At 72.3% G+C, this 703-nt stretch carries 2 protein-coding genes; one reads left to right on the top strand and one right to left on the bottom strand.

Annotated elements, in window-relative coordinates; all coding sequences use genetic code 11:
- The coding region (locus LPA54_RS34100) for a lysophospholipid acyltransferase family protein (protein WP_368857882.1) at window positions 1–309 on the top strand (309 nt) is incomplete at its 5' end.
- 61 nt (window positions 310–370) lie between these two features.
- On the opposite strand, the gene LPA54_RS34095 is transcribed toward LPA54_RS34100, so the two are convergent.
- Window positions 371–703 (bottom strand): alpha/beta hydrolase (locus LPA54_RS34095; RefSeq protein WP_228984548.1); only part of this gene is annotated, 333 nt, incomplete at its 5' end.

Below are 703 nucleotides of genomic sequence, written 5' to 3'. Positions count from 1 at the left end.
AAGGCGGGCGTGCCGGTGGTCCCCTGCGCGATGATCGGCACGTTCGAGGCGCAGCCTCCCGGCCGGAGGATCCCCCGCATCCGTCCGGTGGTGATCCGCTTCGGCGAGCCGCTGGAGTTCTCCCGCTACGCGGGCATGGAGAACGAGAAGGCGGTCCTGCGCGCCGTCACGGACGAGATCATGTACGCCATCCTCTCCCTCTCCGAGCAGGAGTACGTCGATCAGTACGCGGCCGACGTGAAGGCCGCGGAGGCCGAGCGGCGCACGGCGGAGGAGAGGCGGCGGGGGCCGCGCATGCCGCTGCGGTGAGCACCGCGGGCAGGGGTGAGGGGCGGCCGGGGTGTTCCGGCCGCCCCTCACTGTCGTGCGGTTACGGCTTCGGCGTGGCGTGCGGGGCGCAGGTCACGTCGGAGCGGTCGAGCTTCCCGGTGAGCAGGTAGGTGTCGACCCGGTCGTTGACGCAGGGGTTGACCAGGCCGGTGACGCCGTGGGAGCCGGCGTCCCGCTCGGTGATCAGACGGGAGCCCTTGAGCCGCTTGTGCAGCTCGACGGCGCCGCCGTACGGGGTCGCCGCGTCCCGCTCGGACTGGACGATCAGCACGGGCGGCAGACCCTTGCCGGTCCTCACGTCGACCGGGGTGCGCTGGGGCACCGGCCAGGTGGCGCAGGGCAGGTTCATCCAGGTGTTGGCCCAGGTCAGGAA

This window comes from Streptomyces sp. DH12 (assembly GCF_020873895.1).
GTDB lineage: Bacteria > Actinomycetota > Actinomycetes > Streptomycetales > Streptomycetaceae > Streptomyces.
Note: the sequence above shows the minus strand (reverse complement) of the source record. Positions and strands in the feature narration are given on the sequence as shown.